We start from the raw sequence: 22105 nt of genomic DNA on the forward strand, positions 1-22105 counted from the left end.
AGAAGAACATTTACAAGAGAATATTAATAAATCTTATATAAAAAAAAGGCTTAAACCTGAGTTCATTATTAATGATTATAAAAAAAAAAAGCTTTTAGCTAACCTATATATACTTTTATATAATGTTACGGAAGCATTTTTGAAACAATCAATATTAACTGTCCTTGAACGTATAAATGAACAGTATACTTACTCTAAGTTGTCGGATACGATAAAAATACTGTGGTTAGATAAGTGTGTAAAATGGTTTAAATATAAGTCGCCAGAAATAGAGAAAGGCAATACCACCCTTCAAGTTTATTATGCTGATTTTATTAAGGATTTACAGGGTAAGTTATTGGTGTTTTTAACTGATGAGGATAAGGAGAATAAGAAGTTATTTGCAGAGAAATTCGGAATTCCAGGTAATGTTGATCATAAGATTTTTAAACAGATTGCTAAGGAGTATGGTATAAGTCTGAATGATGGCAGCTTACATAGGAAGGAAGCCGACTTAGAGAATCTTCGGTTGAAGCGTAATAATCTCGCACATGGTAACATATCATTTTCAGAATTTGGAAAAGATTTGTCAATTCCAGATTTGCAGAAGTTATCGAATGATATTTTTGATTACTTAGATAAAACAGCAGATATGTTTAATTTATATTTGGATGGCAAAGAATTTTTATGTAAAAATAATAATTAATCCACCACTTTATGTTATTTGGCTTGAAAGTGGGTGGCATTATTAATGCAGTGCTTAACGCAGTTGTAATCTAAAACAGAAGGTATTAGCCGAGCCAATTGCTCATTATTTTTTTATCAAAGACACGGCGTGTCGCTGGGGATAATGTAGACTAGGTGATTAATTTCATGTCTAATCCTCTCTGTTTACAGCACGGACAATGAAAACCTTCTATGTGCTGTTCTGGGTTAGTAGAGCATCTAAGGCTGCAACTGAGTTTTGCTAAGCAGACCCTCTGCGCTAGGGACAGCGCGGTGGAGCCCCCAATGGATGTTCCTTGTAAGATCAAGAGCTGGCGTGTCTGTGTGCTGGGCCAGTTGCGTAGCACTGTTACTGGCGGCTAATTAGTTTCAAGCATAGTTTTTTTGGTTCTTTGGGTTACCGCTGCACTATCGGCATGGTTTAATATCGTGGTTATCGTATTGAAACGACTTTGGCGCTCAGTTGCAGTTTTATCTGCTCTAGATAATCAATCAGTTCACTGGGCTGTTCGAATTCAAGCTGTAGTGTTGGCTGAGAAGTGGTACGGATTTCTGGGTGTACATTGTCGCCGTCATTTACGGCCGAAATGATGGTGTAGCGGGGATAATCTTCTTCGCGACAAATGGGGTCGGCATAGTCTACCCAAAGAATAAAGTAGTCGCTTTTTCGTTTGAAATAAAAGCTGGGGCACATGTCATTTTGGTAGCTTTTATCAATGAGAAATGGGTATAAGCTTAGGTCGAAGCCAAGATCAAATTCATAGCCAAATGTTTGATGGTAAGCACTCATATTTCTGCCTTTAATCATCGCATTAAGTGATGTTAAGTATAGTTAAAGTATTTGCTTAACGAACTGTTTTATCTGGTTTAAATGTGTTTTCATTAGTCTGTTTTGGCTGTGTGGTTATGTTCGTTATAACCATTATATAAAGCCGTATTTATCCTTAACCCTATCTAATAATTGCTTAATCTCTTTGCTAAGAACTCAATCAAAAATTCAATCAATACTGTCACTTTGGTTGGGAGGTATTTTCGTTGCGGATACACGGCATAAATGCCATGTTCGGGTAGCGGATAGTCTGTGAGCGCCAGTATCTTCTTTAGAGAAAGTACCGACTAGAAAGCCATTCATATAAACGTCAAGTGCTGCCATTACCACTCCTGAGCCCATTGTTTATTGTTAGATGGGCCTGTATCACTGTCACTCGCGTTGCGAGGTTTGAGTTCTATTTCGAGTTCGAGGGCTGATAAGAGTTTGAAAAATGTATCAAGTTTAGTGCTGTCGGGATTCTGTTCGAAGTTGGAAATAGTGCCTTGGCGTAAGCCAATTTTCTCACCAATTTTAGCCTGAGAGAGTCCCTGTGATTGGCGAACATCTTGTATATAAGCGCTAAGCTGTTTGGTTGTGGTGATCTTCATCTTGAATTCCCATTATTTCCCAATACGCTTTAAAGTATAAACATAACTTAACACGCTACAGCGTATAGTTAATGTTTAAGACGTTGCAGCGTATAATTTGTTTATATACGTTATAGCGTATAAATAGGGGCTAAAAATGCAAGTGTAGTATTGATTAAAAACATAAATCTGATTGTTCAAATGATTCGCTATCAGCCGCTCGAGAGAGTCAGTCTGATGGCCTCTGGTCTATTGTTTATTTTTCATAGGGGGTGAAAGAGAGTTGTCCTTCCTCATTACTGACAAGTGAAAATTTACCCTAACTTGCCATTCGCCAGCTTCTCCATCAAAAATTCAATCAATACACTCACCTTAGTCGGCAAATGTTTTCGCTGTGGATAAACCGCGTAGATGCCATGTTCGGGGAGGGGATGGTCTGCGAGCAAGGCTTGTAGGCGGCCTGCTTGTAAGTCGGCGTCGACCATGAAACGGGGCAGGTTGGCTATGCCTAAACCATCGAGTGTGGCTTGGTGGATAGCATCACTATTGTTGACTTGATAGTTACCGTTCGGCTGGATACGAGTGGGGCCCTGCGGGCTTAAGAAGGTCCATTCAACACCATCACGAAAATATGAGTAGAACAAACAGTTATGTTGGCTGAGTTGCTGCGGCGTGTGTGGCGCAGCGTGGCGAGCAAGATACTCGGGTGAGGCGCAAATGACACTTAAACAAGGGGCGATTTTACGGGCAATCAGGCTGGAATCTGGTAGCTCGCCGATGCGAATTGCCAGATCGAATCCGCCAGCAATTAAATCGGTTGTCTTATCATCCATCTGCATTTGCAGCTGTATTTTCGGGTAACGGCGCAGAAACTCGGGGATTAAAGGGGCGATATGCAAGCGGCCAAATACCATAGGAACTGCGATGCGAAGATTGCCCTGAGGCGCTTGTTGTAGCTCAGAAATGGCGTCTAACCCTTCCTCTGCGAGTTTAACGGCAGGACGAACATAGTCAAAATAGCGGGCGCCCGCTTCGGTAAGACTTAAGCTGCGAGTAGTACGGTGCAAAAGTTGAATACCCAGACTTTGTTCTAATAGGGTAATGCGTTTACTCACCGCCGATTTACTCAGTCCAAGCTTTTGACTTGCAAGCGAAAAGCTACCGCATTCCACTACAGTGACAAAGATAGGTAGTGCTGAAAAGTGCTCCATGGTGTCCTTAGATTATCGCGTTCCCCTGTCATTATTGTTGATGATACCTCAACAGTCAGTTTTTATTATCGTGGTTATCATTGCCCTTGATGCAAGGTAGACTAATGCACTTGCTGATTGCGAGTGTCGACTGTGAAGCCTAGTTATTTTCGCGCTCATCGCTCATCGCTCATGTTTATCGCTTATCTTGATTACTGCTAGGCAGTTAGCCACAGTATTGCCGCAATCGCCGATGTACCATTCTCGATGCCACTGAACGGCATGGGATGGGTCTTAGCTATTTTGTCAGAAAGAGAGTTCCTATGTCCTTGCCTTACCAATGGATTTTGTTCGATGCCGATGAAACCCTATTTTATTTCGATGCCTTAAAAGGGCTTAAATTGATGTTTAGTGAGTTTGGGGTCGATTTTACCCAAGCCGATTTTGACGAGTATCAGTTAGTTAACAAACCACTTTGGGTTGATTATCAAGATGGCAAGATAACTGCCGCCGAGTTGCAAACCATACGTTTCGAACCTTGGGCTGCCAAATTATCTGTCACGGCCATGACGCTCAATAGTGCCTTTTTATCAGCAATGGCCGAAATTTGTTCGCCGCTACCCGGTGCTCGCGAGTTATTAGCCGCGCTCCAAGGCAAAGCCAAATTAGGTATCATCACTAACGGTTTCACTGAGCTACAAACCGTGCGATTAGAGCGTACAGGCTTACAGCATCATTTTGATATTTTAGTGATTTCAGAAAAAGTCGGCATAGCCAAACCTGATGTGGGCATCTTCGAACATGCTTTCGAACTCATGGGTCATCCTGAGCGCGATGCTGTGCTCATGGTCGGTGATAACCCGCATTCAGATATCCAAGGCGGTATCAATGCAGGTATTCATACTTGTTGGTATAACGTCCACGGCCACGATGTACCCGCCGGTATCGCCCCGCACTATCAAGTGAGCTCGCACCAAGAGCTGCAAAAAATCTTATTACCGTAAACGATTGTTCACTGAGCCTAGCTCAGCACTTCGCACTCGATAGGTTTGGCTGAGAGTGAGTGCTTTAACTGATATTCCCTCAGTGTCATAAAATACAAAAAGCCCTTATATTAAGGGCTTTTTGGTATCTAAAACGCGTTAAAAATCATTACTCAACGTTTTGGATCTGCTCGCGCATTTGCTCAATTAGCACTTTAAGTTCCACTGCGGCTGAGGTGATGTCAGTGCTGATGGATTTAGAGGCGAGCGTGTTCGATTCGCGGTTGAATTCTTGCATCATAAAATCTAAACGGCGACCTTCGCTGCCGCCTTTTTTGAGGATGCGGCGCGCTTCGGCTACATGGGCTTCGAGTCTGTCCATTTCTTCGGCGACATCTTGTTTCTGAGCCAGAAGCACCATTTCTTGCTCGATGCGGGCTGGGTCGAGTTCACCTTTGATTTCCGCAAGGCGGTTGGTGAGCTTTTCGCGTTGATACAGCATCACCGTTGGCATGTGCTCGCGTACGACGGCGATTTGCTCGCTGACTCCGTCTAAGCGGCTTAGCAGCATGTCTTTGATGGCTTCGCCTTCACGACCACGGGCTTCGATGAATTGATCTATGGCTGAGTCGAAGGCTGTCATCAGATCGGCGCCGATCGCATCCATATCTTGTTCACCGCTTGCTAGCACGCCCGGCCAGCGCAGGATGTCGGTCAGATTGACATCGCCTTGTCCCGCTTCTTGCTTGAGCCAAGTGGCGGCGCCTAATAGCTGTTTTGCTAGCGCTTGATTCAACTGCAGCTCGTTATTGCTGTTGTCTGCCAATTCGTAGCGCAGATTGACTTCCACTTTGCCGCGGCTTAAACGTTTACGAAGGCGGTCGCGCAGTACGGGTTCGAAGCTGCGGAATTGCTCGGGTAAACGTAGGTAAGTTTCGAGATAACGTTGATTGACTGAGCGAATTTCCCAGGAGGCAGTGCCCCATTGTGCTTTGTGCTCGATGCGAGCGTAGGCTGTCATGCTTTGGATCATGGGTTGTCCTAATGGTGTAATCGTCATAATGAGAGGCGATTATAGAGTCAATGGCTTTAGGATTAAAGGCATACCGCCAATAGCGACCGGGATTAGGCGTTTGAGTGTGATGAGTTTGCCAGAGAATCACCCTAAGCATGGCATCCTAAGGCTCAAGCCCTTATAATATGCAGCCAAAATCGGTCAATGACTCAGAATACAGGAATCTCGCATGCGTCCAAGTAACAGAACGCCAGCACAAACTCGTCCCATCACTATCACTCGCCAGTTTACGGCCCATGCCGAAGGTTCTGTGTTAGTGGAATTTGGCGAAACGAAAGTGCTTTGTACCGCCAGTTTTACTGAAGGTGTGCCACGTTTCCTTAAAGGTCAGGGTCAAGGCTGGGTGACGGCGGAATACGGCATGTTGCCACGTTCGACCCATAGCCGTATGGATCGTGAAGCCGCTCGCGGTAAGCAATCTGGCCGTACGCAAGAAATTCAACGTCTTATCGGTCGTGCCCTACGCGCCTGTGTGGATATGAAAGCCCTAGGCGAAAACACTATCGTGATCGACTGTGATGTGATCCAAGCTGACGGTGGCACACGCACTGCCTCTATCACTGGCGCCTGTGTGGCCTTAGTGGATGCGTTGAACTGGGCGCGTGGTAAAGGCATCATTAAATCTAACCCGCTGAAATTCCTTATCGCTGCTGTCAGCGTAGGTATTTACAAGGGTGAAGCGATAAGCGATCTAGAATATATCGAAGACAGCGCCGCTGAAACTGACATGAACGTCGTGATGACAGAAACGGGTAAGATCATCGAAATTCAAGGCACCGCCGAAGGCGAGCCATTCAGCCACGAAGAATTACTCGAACTGTTGGCATTGGCGAAGAACAGCATTCGTGAAATCGTCGATGTGCAGAAAGCCGCACTGAACTAATATTGTGGTGATGAAAAAGCCCCGTCATGTTATAGAGTGCGGGGCTTTTTATTAACTGCAACTTTTTATTTGCAGCAAGATGCTAGTGTTAGACAAGCCCTGTACCGAATTAAATGTTACCCAATAAAACATTACCTAATAAAAACCAATAAAATACAAAGTCGTAAGGAGATATTGTGAAAGCTTATCAACGTGAGTTTATTGAATTTGCCCTAGAACGTCAGGTGTTGCGATTTGGCGAATTTACCCTTAAATCGGGCCGTATCAGTCCTTATTTCTTCAATGCGGGTTTGTTCAATACTGGCCGTGACTTAGCGCGTTTAGGTCGTTTTTATGCCGCTGCGTTAGTGGACTCTGGCATTGATTACGACTTGCTGTTTGGCCCTGCTTACAAAGGTATTCCGATTGCTACGACTACGGCCGTTGCCCTGTGTGAGCATCACGATATTGACATTCCTTACTGCTTTAATCGCAAAGAGAAAAAAGATCACGGTGAAGGTGGCAGCTTAGTCGGTAGCGAGCTGAAAGGCCGCGTGATGCTCGTCGATGACGTGATCACTGCGGGTACTGCGATTCGTGAGTCGATGGAAATCATCGAAGCCCATAAGGCACAATTAGCGGGTGTGTTGATTGCTTTAGACAGGCAAGAGAAAGGCAAGGGCGAGTTATCGGCCATCCAAGAAGTTGAGCGTGATTTTGGCTGCGGAATAGTAGCAATTATTAAACTCGCCGACCTAATCAGTTATCTGTCTGAAAAGCCTGGAATGGAAGTGCAACTTGCCGCCGTGAGTCAATATCGCGAGCAATATGGCATTTAAGTCTAGTGTTTGACGGCTGGTATTGATCAAGCGGCTATCGCAGGCTTGGTGAAATCAGTTAATCAGCCAGCATTGATCTTAGCTAGGTTGAGAAGGGGTTGATTGAGTGGGTATGAAAACAAAAAACGCTGCGATTCTATAGAAGGAATCGCAGCGTTTTTTTATTGAGCTGTATTGGTTGCTATTGATTTCGACACGTTTTAAATAGCGTTAAGTTTCAATACATTTATTTAGACTGGTGCAAAAATTCGGCGCGGGTCGCAGGGTTAGATTTGAAAATACCGCCCAGCGCTGTGGTAGTGGTCGAACTGGTGGAGTCCATCACACCGCGGGATTTTACGCAGTAATGCACGGCATCCATTTTAACGGCAACGTCTTTGGTTTCGAGCAAGGTTTGCAGTGCGACTAACACTTGCTGAGTCAAACGCTCTTGTACCTGAGGGCGTTGAGCAAAGAAACGCACAATACGGTTAATCTTTGATAAACCAATGATTTTTTTGCGTGGTAGATAAGCTATGGTCGCAGTGCCATCGATAGTCACTAAATGATGTTCGCAGGTGCTGGTAAGGCTAATGTCTTGCACTCGCACCATTTCATCGAAGCCCATCTTATTGTCGATAACCGTGATCTTAGGGAAGTTCGCATAATCTAAGCCGGAGAAGATTTCATCGACGTACATTTTAGCAATGCGGCGCGGCGTATCGGCAAGGCTATCATCTGACAGATCCAATGACATTAATGTCAGGATTTCTTTCATATGATGTTCAATCTTGTCTTTACGTTCTTCACTGCTGTAAACGCTTGGGAGCATTGGGGTTTCAAGTCCACGTTCTAATAACGCGGCTTGTACTTTTACTGCTGCTTCACTTAATGCCATCTTATCCTCCACTACGTCGTAGCGGCTATAACAGAAAACCTATGCTGATCATCGCGTGGTACTTGGGCTGTTCAGCATCAGATACAAATTATTGCTATTCTCGCTAGGGCAAGAATAGGGGGAGGAGGATAGCGCGAATTGCAGACAATTCATACCGAAAAACGCGCATAGGCCACATGAAAAAGCCGATAGTCCTTATCGGATATCGGCTTTAAATCTGCCACTGCCAATCGAGTTTAGCCTAGCAGTGTCGGCAAGTTTGAGTCAATTCTAAAGTTTCAGATTGGTTTTTAGGAAACTGAGCATTTGTTCATAGTATTTCGCTCTATGCTCATCGTTATAAAAACCGTGGCCTTCATTGTCCATCACCAGTTTTTGGTAAGGATAATTGTGAGCTTTTAGGCCTTTTTCGAGGGATTCGAGTTGTTCAATTGGCGCTCGCTCATCTTCACCACCATGCACCAATAGTATGTTTGCTTTGAGTTTATCGACGTTTTCAGAAGGAGACATTGCTTTAAGTACCGCTTTATCTTGGCCAAGCACATCCTTGAGATAGCTAGTACCAGAACGGCTGTTGGCGACATCGCCTTCATTAAACATCAATTCAAGATCATATACGCCAGCTACACCTATGGCGCATTTAAACATATCTGGCGCAAGCACAGCGCTCTGCAAGGCGCTGTACCCACCAAAACTGCCGCCAACAATACAGATGCGTTCCTTATCGGCAAAACCTTGGTCAATGACGTACTGGGTTGCGTCGATAATGTCATGCTGAATATCTGAGCCCCATTTTTGATAGCCAGCGCGTTCAAATTGATCGCCATATCCGCCTGAACCACGGAAGTTGACCTGTAGAACGGCTATGCCTTGGCTTGCTAGATATTGGTTTTGTGGGTCAAAGCCCCACCAGTCACGGATACCGTGTGGACCACCATGTGGATTGACGACTAAGGGTAGGTTTTTAGTTTCTTTACCAAAGGGAAGCGTTAGATATCCATGGAGTTGTTTACCATCACGGCTGGTGAAACTGATGGGTTTAACATCAGCCATTTGCTCTGGGTCGAGCCATTTTTTAGCGGCGGCTAGATATTCAAGTTTTAGTGTTTTCGTATCAAATATGTAGTAATCGCCAGGGTTTCGATCGTTAAACGCAAGTACGACGAGTTTTGCTGCATCTCGGGTTTCGCTAACAATTCGTACTTGGTGACCTGGGAGAGCACCCAGCAGATCTTTTAGTAATTTAGCGTGCGAATCCTCATTATCGACAAAGGCATAACTCGGGTAACCATTTTCAAACTCGACGGCGTAAAGTTGTTTATTGGTGCCGTTAATCCAAAAGTTGCTAGGGTCAACGTTTTCATCCTGAATGATTTCAGTTTTATCGCCCGTTTCGAGATTAATTTTGTAAACCCCTAAGGTTTCACCTTGGGAGCGACCGGCGGCATAAATCGTATTTTTATCATCGGCAAAGGAGAGTGGTTTAAAATCAGCAAGACCTAGATTTAGTTTATCTGTATTTACCCAGTTACCATCTTTGCGGTAGAACACTTTAGTGATGTTTTGTTTGTCTTCACCTGCAACGAAGCGAACCTCTCCATCATGGTCTGTCATAAAACGGGCTCTGCCGATAGGTGAGCCTGTGATGCGTTTACGTGTGCCATTGAACAAGTCTACGCGATAGACATCTTGTGATAGTTCAAAGTCAAGATTGATCCTATCATTCCATGGAATAGCATTGACTAACATGTAGCGTTCATCATCTGGCAGAGGATCGAGGATAAACGCGCTCGCACGCATAGGGGTGTTTTTCTTGATATTTGAACCTGTTTGTTGCTCGCCACTCTCGAAGCCGAATAAATACGCTTTTCGTGAACCATCGGCATTTACCGCCATCAATTCACCGTAGTAGATAGGTGTGTCTTGCCAGCCTTTTAGGTATTCTTTTGCCAATACCAGTCGCTCACTGTTGGCCCATTCATAGTCGCCGACTTGAGCATTATCGGGAAAACGTATCGCATTGAGGAGTTTTTTGGTTTGGGTATCTAAGACTAAGAGAACGTTTTTACCTTCGACACTTGTGATAGCGCTTAAGTATTTACCAGTAGGCGATATTTTTACATCCGAGTACTCATCACCTTTGCTGAATAACTGTGCTTGCGATAACGCATTCGCGTTGGAGCTATTGGCTGCAAAGGTAGATATTGGAAGTATTGGTAAGCAAAGTGTCGCCAACATGGCTAATCGGAAGAGTTTCATCTGACATCCTTGTAAAATCATTGTGTTTTTTGTTCTTAAAATGTTTTTCGAGGATAAAACAAAAGATGGAGTGAAACAAGGAAGGAATATCGAAAATAAAGGACGATAGTTACCGTCCTTTATGTTGAAAAATCATTAGCTTTGTAAAAGTTGGTGCTGGATAAAACGCCACTGTTCATCGAAGTGTGTCGTCGGTTTGAGTTTGAATTCACTTCGTACAAATTGGGCGATGCGGCCTTCGGCAAAGGCTAACAGTAAATTGGCTAATATGGCTTCGTCTAAGTTGAAGCCTTTACCTTCTCGCAGGGTTTTTTCCCGTAAAATTTGCTTTAACTGGGTTTCAATTTTGGCAAATAAGTTACCAATACGGCTTCGCAGGCGTTCATTTTCACCGAGTAGAGCATCACCGTTGAGAACGCGGGAAATTCCTGGGTTACGCTCGGCAAAGATCAGCAGCAGTTGCAGTACCAGCTGGCAGCGCTTCATGGTGTCTTTTTCGTCATCCATGATTAAATTGATGCGCGACAATAACGACTCTTCGATAAATTCGATTAAGCCTTCGAACATCCGCGCTTTACTCGGGAAGTGGCGATACAGGGCGGCTTCCGATACACCGACTTCTGAGGCCAGTTTCGCTGTGGTGATCCTTTGTCCTGGGTTGGTTTCTAGCATCTGCGCTAGACATTGCAGAATGTGTTCACGACGATTAATTTTTGGGCTTACAGCCATTACAGTATCCTTGGCTCAATAACGACTTAGGGGATTATTTAGTGCCTGAATGGCCAAATCCGCCTTCACCACGGTCTGAGCTGTCGAACTCATCAACGAGTTTGAATTGTGCTTGTACCACAGGAACAAACACAAGTTGCGCGAGACGATCGCCCATTTCTAAGGTGAATGGACTGTCACCACGATTCCAACAAGATACCATTAAGGGGCCTTGGTAATCTGAATCTATGAGTCCGACTAGATTCCCCAGTACGATACCGTGTTTATGGCCCAGGCCTGAGCGCGGTAAAATCACCGCTGCAAGTCCTGGGTCGGCCACATGAATGGCAATCCCCGTGGGAATGAGCACAGTTTCACCCGGTGCTATGGTTAAAGCCGTGTCTATCATGGCGCGAAGATCCATGCCTGCACTGCCTGCGGTGGCGTAAGCGGGCAAGGGAAATTCTGAGCCGATACGGGAGTCGAGAATTTTTAATTCAATCGGTGTTTTCATGTATTTGTTTTTTCTTTCACTATCAACGAAAGTAATTGGCGTGCCAACGTGAGTTTGTCAGTAGCAGGCAAATCTTGACTGCCGTGCGGCCAGAAAACACGCAGGGCATTAGCATCTGCATTAAAGCCTAGGCCAGCAATGGAAACGTCGTTTGCGGCGATCATGTTCAAGTTTTTACGTTTGAGCTTATCGCGCGCATAGGCTTCTACATCATGGGTTTCGGCGGCAAATCCCACCACAAAAGGACGGTTAGGTAAGCTCGCAACCGTGGCTAAGATATCAGGATTCCTCACCAGCGCAAGTTGCATTTCTTCGGTCGATTTTTTGATCTTACAGGTAGCAATATCGCTAATGCGGTAGTCTGCAACGGCGGCGCAGCCAATAAAAATATCTTTTTTATCAACGTTATCCATAACAGCATCGAGCATATTTTGCGCCGATTCAACATCAATGCGTGTCACGCCTTCTGGGGTGCTTAGATTTACTGGGCCTGAGACTAAGGTGACTGTTGCCCCCATATCTGCCGCGGCTTTGGCGAGTGCAAAGCCCATTTTTCCAGAACTGTGATTTGAAATGTATCTGACGGGATCAATTGCTTCACGGGTTGGTCCGGCGGTAATCAGCACCGACTGGCCAGCAAGAGGCAGCGCAGAGACTTCTTTTGTTGCAAAAAAATCACTGGCTAGCTCGGCAATTTCTAGCGGTTCGAGCATGCGTCCAGGACCCACTTCACCACAGGCCTGACTGCCACTGGCGGGTCCCCAAAGTGTAAAACCACGTGATGCTAGGCTAGTTAAATTCGCCTGCGTAGCCAGATTGCGGTACATCTGCTGATTCATTGCTGGACACAGGGCAATTGGCGCCTCAGTGGCAAGACATGTGGTGGTGATTAGCTCATCGGCCATGCCTGCATTAATCCGCGCCAATAGGTTTGCGGTTGCAGGGGCGATGATGACGAGATCTGCCCAACGAGCGAGTTCTATATGACCCATGGCTGCTTCTGCTGCGGGGTCGAGCAAGCTAGATGCCACTGGATGTCCAGACAACGCTTGCAGCGTCAGAGGCGTGATAAATTCCATCGCACTTTGGCTCATCACCACGCGCACATCAAAACCACGCTCTTTCAAGCGACGTACTAAATCAGCACTTTTATAGGCCGCAATACCGCCGCCAATGCCCAGCAGGACGTTTTTATTTGTCAGACTCACAGACATCATCCGAGATAGAAATAATGCCGGCAACAATATCACAAAGTGGTGAATTTTAGTGACTATCCCAGTTCAAAAAATCTCGTCCATACTCAGTAAAGTGAAAATATGTGAGATGACAGGGAGGTCACATGGGGATTAAAGATTGGCCTGAGGGCGAAGGTCCCAGAGATAAACTGTTACAAAAAGGAGCTGCGCATCTCTCGGATGCTGAATTACTGGCAGTATTGCTGCGTAACGGTTTAGCTGGATTAAACGCGGTTGACCTTGCTAGGTCGCTTATTTGCGAGTTTGGCGGCCTCAGAAACCTGCTCTGTGCCCCAAGAAATCAGGTGTGTCGACTTCCGGGCGTAGGACCTGTAAAATACGCCCAGCTTCAAGCTGCGGCCGAATTAGCGCGGCGTGTAGCGCAGGAAAATCTGCAAAGAGGTCAGGTTTTGACAAATCCCGATTTAACTCGGGACTATTTAATGCGACAATTGGCCGATCGCTCCTATGAAGTGTTCGCAGTTTTACTGCTGGATAGCCAGCATAGAGTGATTCAATTTGTCGAATTATTCCGCGGCACAATAGACTCAGCCTCAGTGTATCCACGTGAAGTGGTGAGCTTAGTGCTGGAGAAAAAGGCCGCAGCAGTTATAGTTTGTCATAATCATCCGTCTGGTATTGCCGAGCCCAGTCAGGCTGACCGACGAATAACTGAGCGATTAAAAAATGCGTTAGCAACCATAGACGTATCCTTGTTGGACCATATGGTTGTAGGTGATCGAGAGATAGTTTCTTTTGCAGAACGAGGCTGGATTAATTAATCTAACACTTGATCTTCACTCTGTGATCGTGTATAAAATGCGCCCTCTTTGTGCCTCGGGCGACGGCCATACGAGGCACATTAATGCTCGAGCGTTAAAATTGTTTTTGGAGAAGATTGACATGTCAAGAGTATGCCAAGTTACTGGCAAGAAGCCGATGGTTGGTAACAACCGTTCGCATGCAAAAAACGCGACCCGTCGTCGTTTTTTACCTAACCTACAAAACCACCGTTTTTGGTTAGAAGAAGAAAAGCGTTTCGTACAGTTACGTGTATCTACTAAAGGTATCCGTCTGATCGACAAAAAAGGTATCGAAGTTGTTGTTGCTGAACTTCGTGCCCGTGGCGAGAAGGTATAATAGATCATGGCTAAAGCTAAAGGTAATCGTGAGAAGATCAAATTAGTTTCTACAGCTAAGACTGGTCACTTCTACACAACTGAAAAAAACAAGCGTAACATGCCTGAAAAAATGGAAATCAAAAAATTTGATCCAGTTATTCGTCAGCACGTTATCTACAAAGAAGCCAAAATCAAGTAATCCTTGGTTAGTGTTTCGAGAAAAGCCCCTTATTTAAGGGGCTTTTTTTTGCACTTTTTTTAGTGGCTAGTCATCAAGTTGAGATAATTGCCTCGCAAACTTAAGCCGCTGAATCATCCCTTGTGAAGTTAAAAAAGTGTGAACACTTGCTGAAAATATAAAATAGTGCGGTTCTAAGCACTTTAAATCATTAAACCTGTACTTTAGTGAGAATAAATTCTTTATATGTGAATTAAAATGCAATACCATACGCGAAAGTTAGCGATTCATTCCTGGTGTGTCATAGTGACGCTGCCAGCTCAAAAATGAGGTGTAAATAACGCGTGCGTACCACTGAACTGGTTGATGGATTTCGTCATTCTGCCCCCTATGTTAATGCTCACAGAGGTAAAACTTTTGTGGTCATGCTTGGCGGTGAAGCTTTGGCTCAAAATCAATTCCGCGCCATCTTAAATGATGTCGCCCTGCTGCACAGTTTAGGGATCAAAGTGGTGTTGGTATATGGCGCTAGGCCGCAGATTGATGCTGCATTAGCCGCCAACGGTATTGCGCCTGCCTACCACGACGGTGTGCGTATCACGGATGAAGATTCGCTCAAAGTGATTAAGCAAGTTGCGGGTGCACTGCAATTTGATATCACAGCGCGTTTATCCATGAGTTTAAGTAATACGCCGATGCAAGGTGCGCAAATTAACTTAGTGAGCGGCAACTTTGTGATTGCTCAACCACTGGGTGTGGATAATGGTGTGGACTTTTGCCTGAGTGGCAAAGTGCGTCGTATTGATGTGCAAGGCTTAAAACGTCAGCTAGATAATCACTGCATCGTATTGATGGGGCCGATTGCTGCTTCGGTTACTGGTGAAAGTTTTAATCTCACCGCCGAGGAAATCGCGACTCAAGTGGCGATTAAGCTCAAAGCAGACAAGATGATCGGCTTTAGCTCACAGAACGGTATTCTCGATCGAAATGGCGATGTGATTGCCGAGTTGATGCCAAATGATGCGCAAAACATCATGAACAAGCTGGCCGAGCAAGGTTCTGCTTGTGTTGGTACTATGGCGTTTCTCAAAGCCAGTATCGATGCTTGCCGCAATGGTGTGCCACGTTGTCATTTAGTTAGCTACCTTGAAGATGGTGCTTTACTACAAGAGCTGTTTTCCCGTGAAGGGATTGGTACACAAATCGTCACTGAGAGTGCTGAGCGTTTACGCTGTGCGTCGATCGCCGATATTGGCGGTGTGTTGAACCTTATTCGTCCATTGGAGGAACAAGGCATTCTGGTGCGTCGTAGCCGTGAGCAGCTCGAGATCGAAATCGAACAGTTCATGTTGATTGAACGCGATGGTTTAGTGATTGGTTGCGCTGCGCTCTATCCTTTTGAAGAGGACAATGCGGGTGAGTTTGCTTGTTTGGTGGTGCATCCCGATTATCGCGATGCCGACAGAGGGAGCTTACTGCTGAAGAACATTATCAATCAGGCTAGAAACCGTGGTTATTCACGCTTGTTTGCATTGACAACTCGGAGCATTCACTGGTTCTTAGAGCATGGTTTTGTGATTGAAGATGTTGAAGCACTGCCACAGAAGAAGAAGCAGTTGTATAACTATCAACGCCGCTCAAAAATTCTTGCGCTCGATCTTTAAGCCGTTCTAAATTAATCCAATCAATGCCAGCCTAGTACTCATATTAGCGCTGGCATTTTTATTGACATAATATGTCTTTATTGGCAGATTAAGACTTCACTGCACGGGAGATACTGCCAATGAGTCCTCAATTTTTTGAACTCGCCCCTTTAACCCAAACCTCTATCTTTAGCTTTATCGTCTTATTGCTCGGTTTAGCGGGTATCTTGCTGATGTTATGGCTAAAAAATATGCCTAAGATAGCGAAATCGGCGAGTGTAGGTATATTGCTGGTGATGATGGGCGGATTTTCTTGGGTCTTCTATCAATCGAATAGCGCCGAATTAGTGTTAACCGATACAGAGCTCACAGTGGATGTTCCCTTCTATAAAGTGCAGTTATCCCGCGTGGATTTATTGCCCGCCGAGGCGCGCATAGTCGATTTGCAGCAAGAGGCAGATTTAACGCCGAGCTTTAAAACGAACGGCATAGGCATGCCAGGGTTTCAATTAGGCTGGTTTAAGTTGCAGGGGAAAGGCAGGGCATTTTTGGCGATAACAGATAAATCGCAGTTAGTGTTAGTGCCAACGACTAAAGGCTACAGTTTATTACTAACAGTACCGCAAGGGAGTGAGTTTTTAGCACAGTTACAGAAGTAATCATCATATGTCATCACTTCTGCCACTGTGTTTATCGGCGTGATAATGCTCACGCCGTTTTGCGTTTATAGGCCATATCTAAGGTAAAGACGAGCAGCGCGCTCCAGATAAAGCCGAAGGTCACGCCTTTTTCGGCATCGAAGGGCTCATTGAACAGACTCACCGCGAGGATGAACATAATACTCGGACCAATATATTGGAAAAAGCCGAGCATAGACAATGGAATACGTACCGCTGCCCCTGCAAAACACAGCAAAGGAATGGTAGTCACTATCCCTGCCGCCATTAACATCAGATTCAATTGCCAATCGTTAGTTAGCATGCTCGCCGTGGCTGTGTCTAAGGTTGCGACGAGATAAATCAGCGCTACCGGTAATAACACTGCGGTTTCGACCAATAAGCCGGCCTTAGCATCCACATTGACCTTTTTTCGCAGCAGCGCATAGAAACCAAAGGTACCCGCGAGTGCCAGTGAGACGATGGGAATTGAGCCAAAAGAGATTAACTGGATCAATACGCCAGCGCTGGCGAGTGAAACCGCAAACCATTGCAGTTTACGCAATCTTTCGCCTAGAAATAACATACCGAGTAAGACGTTGAGTAAAGGATTGATGAAGTAACCTAGGCTGGCATCGAGCATGTGATCGTTATTTACCGCCCAGATAAATAGTAGCCAGTTTCCCGCGATCAATATGGAAGTAATGGTGAGAACCATCAACTGTTTAGGCTGTTTAAACAGTAAGCGTAAGCGAGAAAAACCGCCGATAAACTGCATAATGATCAGCATAAACACGAATGACCAAATCACTCGATGGAGCAAAATTTCGGTGGCGGAAACATGGTTGAGTAATTTGAAATATAAAGGCGCAAAACCCCACATACAGTAAGCACTGACGGCAAGTAGGATCCCTTTGCGGTATTCAAGATTTGGCATGAGACATCTTCGAAGAACAACAAGGTGGCGATTGTAGGTGTGTCTGACCGCTGACTCAAGGGATTCGCCGCGTTCTTTTCGTTACAGAATATCTCCACAAAAAATTGAATGGGCGATTAAAGTCAGTAAACATCCTGTTGATCAAGACGTTTACCTTAGTCAGTTTTGAGCCCTAAGGCAGTAATACACATCTAAATTTAACCGCCTAACCCACCATATAAGTCCCTGTTCCAAAAGCGATATGCGTGCCTTGCTCATTATGTAGTTCCATACGGCATACTGATACTCGATTACCCGCACGAATGACGCTGCCCGTGCCCGTAAAGGTGAGGCCGCGTCCCGGCCGCAGATAATCGACGCGCATATCAATCGTCCCTAAAGTTTGGAGGCGTTGTTGTAATTCTTCAATCGTCCAATCTTCACGGCTTGCGACCAGTCCTGCAAAGGCGGTAAGTCCGCCGACCACATCCAGTACTGTAGCTGTGACACCGCCGTGGAGGATCTGTTGATGGATATTGCCAATAAGTTCTGGTTTCATATTGATGACCACTTCGACACCGTCGACATCGTAGTGTTTAATATCGAGCCCGAGCAGATTATGAAAAGGGACATGTTGATCAAAGACTTCTGCCACTCGGCTTAATATCTCGGCTTGGATTGGGCTTGTCATGGTTTCTCATCCTTGTCACTGAGTGACGGTATTAGGCGTAATTGGATTTGTTATCAACACTGAGATAAACAAAGTGCGGCTTAGAGCAATTAATCTACAGTGAAGCTTACGGCTAATGCAACTCCGTCGCTAAAATGACGACACCGTTTCGGCAGTTTTTAAAGTATTTTACCCCGCGTTCGTTATTTTTGGCTTAGCCCACTAGGGTTAAAATAGCTGCAATCGTGGTGAATTGCCTCGTCTAAAACGCTTTAAATTACCGTTGAATCCTGCATTTTGAACTAGTTTGGGTATAGAATAGGCCCCCTCACTTTTGACATAGAAGATCCATGGAAAAGCTCGTACTCGACACGCATGATGATCCGCTCTCGCAACGCCTCGCACAGGTGTTTGGTTACCGTGACTTTAGGGACGGTCAGCGGGAGGTGATAGAACGTGTCTGCGGCGGGCAAGATTGCTTAGTGATTATGCCGACGGGCGGCGGTAAGAGTCTGTGTTATCAGTTACCCGCTTTGATGATGAATGGCATCACTATTGTCGTCTCCCCATTGATTTCTTTGATGAAAGACCAAGTTGATAGCTTATTGCAAACCGGTGTTGCTGCGGCTTATCTGAATTCTTCTTTGCCGCGCGAGCAGAGTGCCGAAGTATTAAGGCAGCTACGCCACGGTGAGTTAAAGTTACTTTATGTGTCACCTGAGCGCTTATTAACCGCTGATTTTATTGAGCGTATGCAGTCTCTCCAGCTGGCGATGTTTGCCATCGATGAGGCGCATTGTATCAGTCAGTGGGGTCATGATTTTCGCCCTGAATATGCGGCGCTCGGCCAGTTAAAGCAACTCTTCCCCTTTGTGCCCATGATGGCGCTGACCGCAACAGCAGATCAGGCGACGCGGCAGAGTATTTGCGAGCGACTCGGGATTGACCCGTTCCGTTTACTCTCTAGTTTCGACAGGCCCAATATTCGCTATACAGTCGCCGAAAAGCTTAATGCAGCTAATCAGTTACGACATTTTTTAACGCAGCAGAATGGCACTAACGGCATTATTTATTGCAGCAGTCGCCGTCGTGTCGATGAAGTGGCTGACCGTTTATGCCTGCAAGGTTTTAATGCCAAGGCCTATCATGCGGGAATGACGCAGGAAGACCGTGGTGCAGTACAGGATAGTTTCCTTAAAGATCAAATTGATATTGTGGTTGCCACTGTGGCTTTTGGTATGGGGATTAATAAGTCGAATGTGCGCTTTGTAGTGCATTACGATATCCCGAAAAGTATCGAAGCCTATTATCAGGAAACGGGCCGAGCAGGACGTGATGGGCTCGATGCAGAAGCTTTTATGTTGTTCGATCCCGCCGATATTGGTCGGGTGCGACATTTGATTGAACAGTCTGAACCTGGACCGCAGCAACAGGTCGAATTCCACAAACTTAATACTATGGCTGCCTTTGCTGAGGCGCAGACCTGTCGCCGCCAAGTGTTGCTGCATTACTTTGATGAGAGTGCATTAGAGCCCTGTGGTAACTGCGACATTTGCCTCGATCCACCTAAGCGTTATAACGGCACCGAAGATGCGCAGAAGGTGCTGTCATGTATTTTCCGTTTAGGCCAGCGTTTTGGTATCAATCATTTAATTGAAGTGTTGCGTGGTTCGAAAGGCGCACCGATAGTCGATCGAGGGCATGACAAACTCACGACTTGGGGGATTGGTAAAGACAAGAGCCATGAATATTGGTTGAGTGTGATCCGCCAACTCATTCATCTGGGACTGGCGAGTCAAGATGTGACCCGCGGCTCATCTATTACCTTAAACCCATCGGCACGGCCTGTGCTCAAAGGGGAAGTGGCGTTAATGCTCGCCGAACCGCGTATTCAGTTAACAACCACAAAACGTAAGGCGAGTCAGTCTAAAGTACCGTTGAATTATGACCGTAAGTTGTTCGCACGGTTGAAGTTATTGCGTAGAACCATTGCCGAGCAGCAGGATGTGCCGCCGTATTTAGTCTTTAACGACGCAACCCTCGCAGAAATGGCAGCCATGATGCCAACGAGCGCGGGGGAAATGCTCGCAGTCAACGGAGTGGGCGAGCGTAAACTGAGCCGTTTCGGTGACGCTTTTCTCGATGAAATCGCGGCTTATTTAGCGGGAGAATAATAGTTTGGATTATTCTCATTGACTTTAACCTTGCCCAATTGATTTATGCTGGCTCGCTTAATTAAAGACTCTAAGGTATCAAACTGTTGCATCGCCGCTATACCAATATTGACCTTACTTGAACCCTGCCAAGGCTGAATGCAAGCAACTAACTGACTAACGACTCTTTTAGCACCAGTTGCCGAGGTATGCGGCAGGATAATGACAATTTCATCCATCGAATATCGGATTAACTTATCTTGCTCCCGTAGTCTGTGTTGTAGCTCATCCTGTAAGAGAGGTAGGTCAACTTGACGGATCTGACTCGCATTAAACAATAATAAAGACAGTGGGTAATTACCTTGTTTGGCACTGTTTAATGCTGATGTGACTTGTTGGAGCAGCGTTTCCGCAGGTTCATTACCTTCAATATGTGGGGCACGATTATTCTGTTTATCAATCAAATACCAAATAGCTCCGCCCAATAATGCCATCGCGATTAAGAACAGTGTGCTATAGGCCCAATCGACATTTAGCTCTTGTAAGATTGAATCTTTTTCTGGTGCAGTGCTATTTGGCTCCTGCTGCAGATCTTGTTGATTTAGACGGGCCTTAAACTGCAATATCCGAGCATTATTCATCGCTTGATTGGTGAGCTCGGCCGCTCGATAACGTTTGAGCAAGAAAGAATAGGCTTGTTTAAAATCCCCTTTTTCTAAGTAGTGATCGCTCATGATCCCGTAGAATCCTTTGAGATCTGAGTATTGCTTTAGGTTTTCAGCTTGCTCAATAGCGTGATTCATGAGGATTAAAGCGGCATCTTCTTGATGCTGAGCAAAACGAATTTGGGCGAGTAGGCGAGTTGAACGCATTGTCGCTAATTGTTGATTTTGTTTTTTAAACGTATTAATCGCGATAGAAAGATACTCTTCGGCATTATCGATGCGGCCTTTATCGAGCGCGATTGAGGCCAAAATGGCATAACTGTAGGCGAGTTCAAGTGGCGAACCTAGCTCAGGTAAAAGCGCTTTAGCTTGTTGTTCGAGTTTATCACTGTAATCAAACTCTTGATTATCAAGCGCTATCCGAGCTGCATTGCGTAAAATAAAGTGTAAAACTTTCCCTTTTGCATCGGCACTTTGTATACCTAAGTTGGTGTAATACATGGCTTGGGGGAAATCATGGGTGGCATAAAGTAAATTTCCCATCGCGGCATACACATAGGCCTGTGGTGGCCAAATCCAATTTTGGGTTTGAGCATGAATATCCGGATAAATATCAATCGCGAGGCGTAAATCTTCGATAGCAGAGGAGAAGTTATCAGTGTCAGTATCGAGTTGGCCACGTAAGCGTAAAGCATCGACTAAGGCTTGTGGTTGCTGGTAACGTCGCGCTAGGTTAATGGCTGAATCAAGCAAAGGTAGGGCATTTTGAATATTGTTATAGCTAAGGTTGGCGTCGGCTTGGCAGATCAAAAAGTAAGGTCGTACTTGATCTAGCTTAAGTTGTTTAGCGTTTGCTTCGCCTAATTGAGCGACGTTGATAGCGGCTTCATTTTCCCCTATTTGTAGTAGGTTTTGGCATTTCAATACACTTAATCTGAGTCGATTGATATCTGAGCTTGCACTGGTCGCAAATTGTTTTTCTAACGCTGTTATTTGAGTGAGTGCTTTACTGGGATATTGGTAGACGAGTTCAGTGAGTTCATCTAATTGGTCTATAGCACTGGCCCCAAAGGGAAACAGCCATAACAACAGGCTCAGTACCAAGACGCGAAAATCCATTTTGTGCTCCATATAAAATGCGTAAGTTCTAATATCCCTAATCACTAAGGCGGGATTATAACTTTTCTTAATCGTTTTTTGCATAAAAAACTATTTTTTTCTAAGGGGAATAAGTTAACACATCCCAGTGATTTCTGAATCCAAACAGCTGGTTAATTCTGTGGAATCGATCACTAATTTGGGGATGAAACTCACCGTTATTAGCCTTAAGACAGGTTGAATGAGTGGAACATGAAAAAATTAGGGTTGACACTATCGGCTAGGCAAGTTAAATATTAACCGTCCTCAATAATTTAAACAGAATAAATATACAGATTAAATGAATATTATTAGCCGCAA

22 protein-coding genes and 1 pseudogene are annotated in these 22105 nt (G+C 45.1%); 10 read left to right on the plus strand and 13 right to left on the minus strand.

The features are described from left to right. Positions 1–685 (plus strand): MAE_28990/MAE_18760 family HEPN-like nuclease (locus KFE26_RS17520; RefSeq protein WP_212601174.1); only part of this gene is annotated, 685 nt, incomplete at its 5' end. Between the two features lie 453 nt (positions 686–1138). Here KFE26_RS17520 and KFE26_RS17525 read toward each other — a convergent pair. The 4 genes and pseudogenes from KFE26_RS17525 to KFE26_RS17540 form a co-directional block, all read right to left on the minus strand. Next, positions 1139–1495, minus strand: coding sequence for a hypothetical protein (locus KFE26_RS17525; protein ID WP_249195809.1), 357 nt, complete (start codon positions 1493–1495; stop codon positions 1139–1141). Positions 1496–1659: 164 nt separating this feature from the next. Further along, a pseudogene (locus KFE26_RS24060) lies at positions 1660–1791 on the minus strand (LysR family transcriptional regulator); the annotation flags it as partial. Positions 1792–1857: 66 nt separating this feature from the next. Further along, a complete protein-coding gene (locus KFE26_RS17535) occupies positions 1858–2124 on the minus strand; it encodes a helix-turn-helix domain-containing protein (RefSeq protein ID WP_168826547.1) in 267 nt (88 codons plus the stop codon). Between the two features lie 293 nt (positions 2125–2417). Beyond that, a complete protein-coding gene (locus KFE26_RS17540) occupies positions 2418–3314 on the minus strand; it encodes a LysR family transcriptional regulator (RefSeq protein WP_212601177.1) in 897 nt (298 codons plus the stop codon). A 302-nt stretch (positions 3315–3616) separates the two neighbouring features. Between KFE26_RS17540 and yjjG the strand changes: the two genes are divergently transcribed. Further along, the gene (yjjG, locus tag KFE26_RS17545) at positions 3617–4297 is read left to right on the plus strand and encodes a pyrimidine 5'-nucleotidase (RefSeq protein WP_131523988.1); all 681 of its coding nucleotides are present in this window, start codon (positions 3617–3619) and stop codon (positions 4295–4297) included. A gap of 148 nt (positions 4298–4445) precedes the next feature. On the opposite strand, the gene KFE26_RS17550 is transcribed toward yjjG, so the two are convergent. Continuing rightward, positions 4446–5309 (minus strand): YicC/YloC family endoribonuclease, encoded by an 864-nt coding sequence (locus KFE26_RS17550; protein ID WP_212601178.1) that lies wholly within the window; start codon positions 5307–5309, stop codon positions 4446–4448. A 211-nt stretch (positions 5310–5520) separates the two neighbouring features. On the opposite strand from KFE26_RS17550, the gene rph reads away from it, so the two are divergent. Together rph and pyrE are read left to right on the plus strand one after the other, a co-directional pair. Continuing rightward, a complete protein-coding gene (rph, locus tag KFE26_RS17555) occupies positions 5521–6234 on the plus strand; it encodes a ribonuclease PH (RefSeq protein WP_006079862.1) in 714 nt (237 codons plus the stop codon). Positions 6235–6410: 176 nt separating this feature from the next. Further along, positions 6411–7052: an orotate phosphoribosyltransferase gene (gene pyrE / locus KFE26_RS17560; protein ID WP_006079863.1), complete on the plus strand. Its 642-nt coding sequence runs from the start codon at positions 6411–6413 to the stop codon at positions 7050–7052. Positions 7053–7278: 226 nt separating this feature from the next. On the opposite strand, the gene folE is transcribed toward pyrE, so the two are convergent. From folE to coaBC, 5 genes are all read right to left on the minus strand, one after another. Further along, positions 7279–7929, minus strand: coding sequence for a GTP cyclohydrolase I FolE (gene folE / locus KFE26_RS17565; RefSeq protein ID WP_006079864.1), 651 nt, complete (start codon positions 7927–7929; stop codon positions 7279–7281). A gap of 270 nt (positions 7930–8199) precedes the next feature. Further along, positions 8200–10188 (minus strand): S9 family peptidase, encoded by a 1989-nt coding sequence (locus tag KFE26_RS17570; RefSeq protein WP_212601179.1) that lies wholly within the window; start codon positions 10186–10188, stop codon positions 8200–8202. 135 nt (positions 10189–10323) lie between these two features. Beyond that, positions 10324–10917 carry a nucleoid occlusion factor SlmA gene (slmA, locus tag KFE26_RS17575; protein WP_113941097.1) on the minus strand — a complete coding sequence of 198 codons (594 nt, stop codon included), beginning with the start codon at positions 10915–10917 and terminating at the stop codon, positions 10324–10326. A 34-nt stretch (positions 10918–10951) separates the two neighbouring features. Continuing rightward, positions 10952–11410 carry a dUTP diphosphatase gene (gene dut, locus KFE26_RS17580; protein WP_105251173.1) on the minus strand — a complete coding sequence of 153 codons (459 nt, stop codon included), beginning with the start codon at positions 11408–11410 and terminating at the stop codon, positions 10952–10954. Next, positions 11407–12627: a bifunctional phosphopantothenoylcysteine decarboxylase/phosphopantothenate--cysteine ligase CoaBC gene (coaBC, locus tag KFE26_RS17585; RefSeq protein WP_212601190.1), complete on the minus strand. Its 1221-nt coding sequence runs from the start codon at positions 12625–12627 to the stop codon at positions 11407–11409. The genes dut and coaBC overlap by 4 nt, the downstream gene beginning before the upstream one ends. A gap of 122 nt (positions 12628–12749) precedes the next feature. Here coaBC and radC point away from each other — a divergent pair, with 122 nt between their 5' ends. From radC to KFE26_RS17610, 5 genes are all read left to right on the plus strand, one after another. Next, positions 12750–13427, plus strand: coding sequence for a RadC family protein (gene radC, locus KFE26_RS17590; protein ID WP_113941095.1), 678 nt, complete (start codon positions 12750–12752; stop codon positions 13425–13427). Positions 13428–13548: 121 nt separating this feature from the next. Beyond that, positions 13549–13785, plus strand: coding sequence for a 50S ribosomal protein L28 (gene rpmB / locus KFE26_RS17595; protein ID WP_006079870.1), 237 nt, complete (start codon positions 13549–13551; stop codon positions 13783–13785). Positions 13786–13791: 6 nt separating this feature from the next. Then, the gene (gene rpmG / locus KFE26_RS17600; protein WP_006079871.1) at positions 13792–13965 is read left to right on the plus strand and encodes a 50S ribosomal protein L33; all 174 of its coding nucleotides are present in this window, start codon (positions 13792–13794) and stop codon (positions 13963–13965) included. A 323-nt stretch (positions 13966–14288) separates the two neighbouring features. After that, entirely contained in the window at positions 14289–15608 is a 1320-nt protein-coding gene (gene argA, locus KFE26_RS17605; protein ID WP_105251176.1) for an amino-acid N-acetyltransferase, read from the plus strand. Between the two features lie 119 nt (positions 15609–15727). After that, positions 15728–16246, plus strand: a complete 519-nt coding sequence (locus KFE26_RS17610; protein WP_212601180.1) for a PH domain-containing protein — start codon at positions 15728–15730, stop codon at positions 16244–16246. A gap of 49 nt (positions 16247–16295) precedes the next feature. Here the strand turns inward: KFE26_RS17610 and rarD are convergent, their stop codons facing one another. Beyond that, positions 16296–17180, minus strand: a complete 885-nt coding sequence (gene rarD / locus KFE26_RS17615; protein ID WP_198572571.1) for an EamA family transporter RarD — start codon at positions 17178–17180, stop codon at positions 16296–16298. A gap of 205 nt (positions 17181–17385) precedes the next feature. Next, positions 17386–17850, minus strand: a complete 465-nt coding sequence (locus tag KFE26_RS17620; protein ID WP_212601181.1) for a thioesterase family protein — start codon at positions 17848–17850, stop codon at positions 17386–17388. A gap of 329 nt (positions 17851–18179) precedes the next feature. Between KFE26_RS17620 and recQ the strand changes: the two genes are divergently transcribed. After that, entirely contained in the window at positions 18180–20003 is a 1824-nt protein-coding gene (gene recQ / locus KFE26_RS17625; protein ID WP_212601182.1) for a DNA helicase RecQ, read from the plus strand. Here recQ and KFE26_RS17630 read toward each other — a convergent pair. Beyond that, positions 19985–21766 (minus strand): diguanylate cyclase domain-containing protein, encoded by a 1782-nt coding sequence (locus tag KFE26_RS17630; RefSeq protein WP_212601183.1) that lies wholly within the window; start codon positions 21764–21766, stop codon positions 19985–19987. The genes recQ and KFE26_RS17630 overlap by 19 nt on opposite strands. Positions 21767–22105 lie beyond the last annotated feature (339 nt).

The organism is Shewanella sp. M16 (assembly GCF_018224605.1).
GTDB classification, from domain to species: domain Bacteria; phylum Pseudomonadota; class Gammaproteobacteria; order Enterobacterales; family Shewanellaceae; genus Shewanella; species Shewanella oncorhynchi.